Source organism: Streptomyces sp. ICN903, from assembly GCF_022015835.1.
GTDB classification, from domain to species: Bacteria; Actinomycetota; Actinomycetes; order Streptomycetales; family Streptomycetaceae; genus Streptomyces; species Streptomyces fenghuangensis.
The window spans coordinates 1-6,822 of record NZ_JAKMAY010000293.1; the positions used below are offsets into that span (position 1 = coordinate 1).

6 protein-coding genes are annotated in these 6,822 nt (G+C 72.1%); 4 read left to right on the plus strand and 2 right to left on the minus strand.

Annotated elements, in window-relative coordinates:
* The first annotated feature begins 79 nt into the window (after positions 1-79).
* The 3 genes from L7D48_RS23625 to L7D48_RS23635 all read left to right on the plus strand — a co-directional run bounded on the left by L7D48_RS23625 (position 80) and on the right by L7D48_RS23635 (position 3,918).
* Positions 80-838: a phosphoglyceromutase gene (locus L7D48_RS23625; RefSeq protein ID WP_237882249.1), complete on the plus strand. Its 759-nt coding sequence runs from the start codon at positions 80-82 to the stop codon at positions 836-838.
* Between the two features lie 326 nt (positions 839-1,164).
* A complete protein-coding gene (locus tag L7D48_RS23630) occupies positions 1,165-1,959 on the plus strand; it encodes a phytanoyl-CoA dioxygenase family protein (protein ID WP_237882251.1) in 795 nt (264 codons plus the stop codon).
* A gap of 783 nt (positions 1,960-2,742) precedes the next feature.
* Complete coding sequence (locus tag L7D48_RS23635; protein ID WP_237882252.1) at positions 2,743-3,918, plus strand: extracellular solute-binding protein; 1,176 nt, start codon at positions 2,743-2,745, stop codon at positions 3,916-3,918.
* Between the two features lie 142 nt (positions 3,919-4,060).
* On the opposite strand, the gene L7D48_RS23640 is transcribed toward L7D48_RS23635, so the two are convergent.
* A complete protein-coding gene (locus L7D48_RS23640) occupies positions 4,061-4,207 on the minus strand; it encodes a hypothetical protein (RefSeq protein WP_237882254.1) in 147 nt (48 codons plus the stop codon).
* Between the two features lie 210 nt (positions 4,208-4,417).
* Positions 4,418-5,128: a phosphate signaling complex protein PhoU gene (gene phoU / locus L7D48_RS23645; RefSeq protein WP_237882256.1), complete on the minus strand. Its 711-nt coding sequence runs from the start codon at positions 5,126-5,128 to the stop codon at positions 4,418-4,420.
* Between the two features lie 226 nt (positions 5,129-5,354).
* On the opposite strand from phoU, the gene L7D48_RS23650 reads away from it, so the two are divergent.
* On the plus strand, positions 5,355-6,822 hold a 1,468-nt coding region (locus L7D48_RS23650), incomplete at its 3' end, for a cell wall metabolism sensor histidine kinase WalK (protein ID WP_237882258.1).

A 6,822-nucleotide genomic window follows, 5' to 3' on the forward strand; every position in this document is an offset into this window, starting at 1 on the left:
CCGTACGCCCGCCCGGGCCCGTGTCTCGCCAGTCGGCCGCCCCCGGCCCGCCCACCGGACGTCGATTAGGCTCGGGCCCATGGCCGACGCACCGTACAAGCTGATCCTCCTCCGCCACGGCGAGAGCGAGTGGAACGCGAAGAACCTGTTCACCGGCTGGGTGGACGTCAACCTGACCGAGAAGGGCGAGAAGGAGGCGGCCCGCGGCGGTGAGCTGCTCAAGGACGCCGGCCTGCTCCCCGACGTCGTGCACACCTCCGTCCAGAAGCGCGCCATCCGCACCGCGCAGCTCGCCCTGGAGACCGCCGACCGCCTCTGGATCCCCGTCCGCCGCTCCTGGCGCCTCAACGAGCGGCACTACGGCGCGCTCCAGGGCAAGAACAAGGCGCAGATCCGCGACGAGTTCGGCGAAGAGCAGTTCATGCAGTGGCGCCGTTCCTACGACACCCCGCCGCCGGTCCTGGAGGACGGCGCCGAGTGGTCGCAGAGCGACGACCCGCGCTACGCGATGATCCCCAGCGAGCTGCGTCCGCGCACCGAGTGCCTCAAGGACGTGGTGATCCGGATGATGCCGTACTGGTACGACTCGATCGTCCCGGACCTGATCACCGGCCGCACCGTCCTGATCGCCGCGCACGGCAACAGCCTCCGCGCGCTGGTCAAGCACCTCGACGGCATCTCCGACGCCGACATCGCGGGCCTGAACATCCCCACCGGCATCCCGCTGAGCTACGACCTGGACGCCGACTTCCACCCGGTCAACCCGGGCGGCACCTACCTCGACCCGGACGCGGCCAAGGCCGCCATCGAGGCCGTGAAGAACCAGGGCAAGAAGTAGCGAACGGCGCGTGCGGAAAGCCCCGGCCCGGCGGTTTCCGCCGGGCCGGGGCCCGAACGTTTCAGGGGCGCCCGTGAGCGGCCGGGGCCAAGCGTCCGCCCTCGTGGACCCCACGTCCGGCGGCCCGGCGTGCTGCCGGAACCGCGGCCGGCTCAGACCTTTTCCGCACGCACTCTCGGGTGCCGGTCGAGGAGCGTCTCTCGGTGCCGTTCCTCGCGGCCGGCTCCTGTCCGAAGCCGCTGCACCGCCTTCGTCCATGTCGTCCTGACCGCAGCCGAACGGAAAGTGTCCGGTCGGCACCCCCGCCCCGGTGACACGCTGACGGCATGGACGAGTCGGTGATCAGGGACGATGACGTTTCCGGGTTCGTGGAGAAGGGGTTCCTCCGTGTGGAGGGGGCGTTCTCGCGTGATCTCGCGGCGGAGTGCCGGGAGATCATGTGGCGGGACATCGACGGTGAGCCCGACGACCCGGCGACGTGGAGGAGCCCCGTGGTGCGGCTCGGCGTCTACGGGCAGGAGCCCTTCCGGGCCGCCGCCGACTCACCCCGGCTGCGTGCCGCGTTCGACGCCCTCGCGGGCGAGGGGCGCTGGGCGCCCCTCGGCGGACTCGGCACGTTCCCGGTGCGCTTCCGCAGCGACCAGGAGCCGGGCGACGACGGGTGGCACGTCGATGCGAGCTTCCCCGGAGACGATCCCGCCGACTTCATATCCTACCGGGTCAATGTCGCTTCCCGGGGGCGGTGGCTGTTGATGCTGTTCCTGATGTCCGATGTGGGGCGGGACGACGCGCCCACCCGGATCCGTGTCGGTTCCCACCTGGACGTCGCCGCACTTCTCGAACCCGAGCAGGAGGCCGGCCTGCCCTTCATGGAACTCGCCGGGCGCGCCGCGCCCGCCACCGGTCACCGGCCGGTCGCGCCGGCCACGGGCCGGGCCGGTGACGTCTACCTCTGTCACCCCTTCCTCGTCCACGCCGCACAGCCTCACCGAGGCGTCGAGCCCCGTTTCATGGCGCAGCCGCCCCTGCTTCCCGAACCGGGGAGGGGTCCGGGTATCGAACGCCCCGAGGGCGACTACTCGCCTGTGGAGGCCGCGATCCGCCGGGGCCTCGGTCGCTGACGCCCGGGGGAGGCCGACTGCCGCGTGACCGCCCTTCGGCGGGGGCCTCCGGGCCTGCGAGGGCTGTGGCCGCACAACGCACCGATGCCACGCGGTGGTTCCACCGCGTGGCATCGAGCAGTCCGTGACATGGGTGAACCCACGGGGCGGGCTCCCTGCGCCGGCATTGTCCGGATCAGGTTGTGGAGGTCGCCTTCCGGTGTCGCCACCTTCGGGCCTCTCAGCCCGACCGTCGACGTCGGCCCCGGCGGAAGTCGAAGCTTTCCGCCCAAGTCGGCTACTCCGGTCGAACTCCCTCGCTCGTCCCGTAGGTCCAATTCCACGGTAACTCTCCCGCGGCGAAGCGGAAGGGGTGGAAGGTATTTTTTCGGCTTTTTGTCCGCTTGCCGGGGCCGAGGCCGTGGCGGGGTCCGGAGGCGGGCGGGTCGGAGCCCTCGGTGGCCCGTCGTCCCGCCGCACTCCGGGCGGCGGAGCCGGGAACTCGGACTCGTTTGCGTATCGGTCCGCTCAACAGGGTGGCCGGGATACGGACTGAGCGTTACTTTTCAGCCACCCTGCGGTGGCTTCCAGGGGGATGCCGCGCTCCGGCTTCCGAATCGGTTCCCGGTGTGGTTCTCAGTGAACGCCGACGCGGGAGCAGTACCGGTTAAGTAAGGGGTGGCGCAGATGCGAAGAAGACGGTTCCTGGGCTTGGCTTCGGGGGTGGCCGGATCTGTCGCATTGACGGCGACCGGGTGCGGCAGCGGGGGCGGGGCGTCCCGTACCGGTGACATCACCCTGACGATGGTCGCGTCGGATCACGGGGACCTGGAGGGGAGCAACCCGACCCAGGAGTACTGGGACGGGGTGGTCGCCTCGTTCGAGAAGCAGAACCCCGGCATCAGGGTGAAGGTGTCCGTCCACCCTCCGGGGAAGGCCGAACAGAAGGTCGCGCAGATGGTCGGGGACGACCGGGCACCGGACCTGGCGCAGATCGACTCCTTCGCCGACCACGCGGCGGCCGGGCGGCTCTACCGGGCCGACGACGTGCTGTCCATCCCCGTCCAGGCCGACTTCGTCTCCGCGCTCAGCACGGCGGGCGAGCTGCGCCGCGTGCGGTACGCGATGCCGTTCACCGCCGACGTCCAGCTCCTCTTCTACAACCGGGACCTCTTCGCCGAGGCCGGTCTGGACCCGGAGAAGCCGCCGCGGACCTGGGAGGAGCTGAAGCAGGCCGCCGTCGCGCTCAAGGCGGCCGGTGTGGACGTGCCCTACGGACTGCCGCTCGGCAGCGAGGAGGCGCCCACCGAGGCGATGACCTGGATGCTGGGCAACGGCGGCGGTTACACCGGTGACGGCGGCATGTACGCCATCAACGACCCGGCCAACGTCGAGGCCATGGGGTGGTTGCGCGACGAACTCGTCGACCAGGGTCTGACCACCTCCAACCCCGCCGTCACCAACCGCCAGGGGCTGTTCAACCTGTTCACGGGCGGTCACGTCGGCATGCTCAACGGGGACCTGTCGCTGACGCGGCAGGCCGACCGGAAGAAGACCGACTACGGGACGGCCCCGCTGCCCGGCCACGACGGGCTGTCGGACACCACCACCGCGTCGGCGGGCTGGATGCTGGCCTTCCGCCGGGAGGGCAACCGGGAGGCGGTCGCCGCGTTCCTCGACCACGTCTACGACGTGGAGAACCAGTTCGCCTTCGCCGACCGCTACCACACGCTGCCGGTCACGGTGTCAGCCTCGGACCGGATGCGCGGCGACAAGCGCCACAAGCGGATGCGGCCCTTCCTGGACCAGCTCGGAGCCGCGGAGTTCTTCCCCTCCAACAAGGTGTCCTGGGCGAAGGTCAGCCGGGAGATCGGCCTCTACGTCGGCCAGTCGGTACTGGCCGACGGCGACCCGGCCGCCGTGCTCGGAACCCTCCAGCGCACGGCGGAGAAGGAGGAGGAGGCGGCCAAGGACCTGTGACGGGCCGCTCCGCGCGGTGGTGCGGTGGTGTCGCGGCCCGGGGGCTCCGCACGGTGGCGGAGGTACGCGGCGGGGCCCGGCCGGTGGTCCGGCCGGGCCCCGCTCCGGTGCGAGTGTGCGCACCGGCAGTCGTTCCGACGGGTCAGCAGCTCCCGCCGCACTGGCAGGAGCCGCCGGACTGGCAGCCGCACGAGCACCCCGATCCGCAGCCGCAGGCCCCCAGTACGGGCAGCGAGGGCCTCTCGCCGGAGTGCTCGGCCGTGGTGGGTGGAGTCGGGAAGTCCGCCATGAGTGCCTCCTCCGCGTCGCGCCGGCTGTCACCGGCTCGTCTCGCCACCCATTGACGGCCCGCACCGCCGAGCGCGTCAACGGCGCGCGGAGTCACGTACCGCGCGCTCCAGGGCCGGGGGCGCACCGGCCCGGGCGGCAGGCGCTCCGCGCCCCTCGCGCACCCCAGGACCGAGCCCCGCGCCCCGCGCCCGCACCCCGCCGCCCGCGGTCACGCGTCCCCGGCCGGAGCCTCCTCCGCGCCGGCCGAGGCGGCCGCGGCGGTGGCCGGGTCGACCTCGTCCGCGTAGTCGCCGGTGACCAGGTAGACCACGCGGCGCGCGACCGAGACCGCGTGGTCGGCGAAGCGCTCGTAGTAGCGGCCCAGCAGGGTGACGTCCACGGCCGTCTCGATGCCGTGCTTCCAGCGGTCGTCCATCAGGTGCTGGAAGAGGGTGCGGTGCAGGAGGTCGATGGCGTCGTCGTCCTGCTCCAGCTGGAGTGCCAGGTCGACGTCCTTGGTGATCAGGATCTCGCCCGTCTTCGCCATCAGGCGCTGCGCCAGCTGGCCCATCTCCAGGATGGTCGCGTGCAGGTCGCGCGGGACCGCCGACTCGGGGTAGCGCAGCCGGGCGACCTTGGCGACGTGCTGGGCCAGGTCGCCGGAGCGCTCCAGGTCGGCGCTCATCCGCAGCGAGGTGACGACGATCCGCAGGTCGGTGGCGACCGGCTGCTGCCGGGCCAGCAGGTTTATGGCCTTGGTCTCCAGATCGCGCTGGAGGTTGTCCACCTTCTCGTCCGCTGCGATCACGCTCTCGGCGAGATTGAGGTCCGCGTCCAGCATCGCCGTGGTGGCGCGGCCGATCGCGGAGCCGACGAGCCGGGCCATCTCGACCAGGCTGTCGCCGATCGAGTCCAGCTCCTCGTGGTACGCGTCCCGCATGACTTTCCTTCCCCTCGCATGACGTGACCGTAGGGCCGCGGGCCTTCCGCGAAGAGCGCGCGGGCCCCGGTTCTCCCCTACGCTCCCACGTTCTGTCCGAAACACGTCCGGTTCCGCCCGACCAAGTGAACCGGTGCCGACACCGGCGTGAACTCTCGGAGACGTCTGTTCGAGCAGGTGCCCGAACGGCTGGGGCGGTGTTCCACAGCCCGCATAACCTGGACACATGGACGTGAACGCGGCGGTCGCCGCAGCGGCAGCGATCGCCGGGGTGTGCACCGGCGTGTTCGCGATGCTCGCGTTCCGCTGGAGCGAGCGCGAGCAGGCCCGTCCCACGCGCAGCTCGCTGCACACCGAGGCCGTGCTGCCGCCCGGAGTGGACACCGTGCTGTCGGTGCTGCGCTCCTCCGCCGTGGTGCTCGACGAGGCCGACGCCGTCGTCAAGGCCAGCTCCGCCGCGTACGCCCTCGGGCTGGTGCGCGGCGGGAAGCTCACGGTGGAGCCGATGCTCAAGATGGCCCGCGACACCCGCCGCGACGGCGAGATCCGCCAGGTCGAGCTGGACCTGCCGCGCCGGGGCACGGGGCGCGGCGAGGTGCTGGCGGTCTCCGCGCGGGTGGCGCCCCTGGGCTCCCGGCTGGTGCTGCTGCTGGTCGAGGACCTGACCGAGGCCCGCCGCATCGAGGCGGTGCGGCGCGACTTCGTGGCGAATGTCAGCCATGAGCTGAAGACCCCGGTGGGCGCGCTGTCGCTGCTGTCGGAGGCCGTGATGGACGCCTCCGACGACCCGGAGGCGGTGGAGCGCTTCGCCGGGCGCATGCAGACCGAGGCGACCCGCCTGACCAACCTCGTCCAGGAGCTGATCGACCTCTCCCGGGTGCAGAACGACAATCCGCTGGAGGACTCCGAACCGGTCCGGGTGGACGAGCTGGTGGCCGAGGCCATAGACCGCTGCCGCCAGGCGGCGGGCGTCAAGCAGATCACCATGGCCACCGGCGGAACCGCCGACCTGCACGTGTGGGGCAACCGCGGCCAGCTCGCGGCGGCCCTGGGCAACCTGGTGGAGAACGCCGTGAACTACTCCCCGGCCCGCACCCGGGTGGGCATCGCCGGACGCCGGGTCGCCGCCCCGGGCGGGGACATGATCGAGATCGCGGTGACCGACCAGGGCATCGGCATCTCGGACAAGGACAAGGACCGGATCTTCGAGCGGTTCTACCGCGTCGACCCGGCCCGCTCCCGGGCCACCGGTGGCACCGGCCTGGGCCTGGCCATCGTCAAGCACGTGGCCGCCTCGCACGGCGGGGAGGTCACGGTGTGGAGCGCGGAGGGCCAGGGCTCCACCTTCACCCTGCGCCTGCCGGAGGCGGCCAGCGCACGGGAGCGCGCCGAAGCCCGGAGGCTGGAGAGGGAACGGGCCGCGGGCGCGCTGCGCGAGCCGGCGGACTTCGGCGACGACGGCGATGACGACGGCGGCGACGACAACGACAGCGACCACAGCGACGGGAACGACGAGAGCGCCGGGGAAGGAACCGGGGACGACGGCGACGTACGCGGAGCCGGCCCGGACCCGGACGGCGTGAGCGACCCGACCGGCCCCGGCGCCCCCGGCGCACCGAACGACCCCGCGTACGGCGGCCCGTACGCCGCGGGCGAAGGCCCCGCACCTCCGTACGGGGCCTCCCACCGGACCC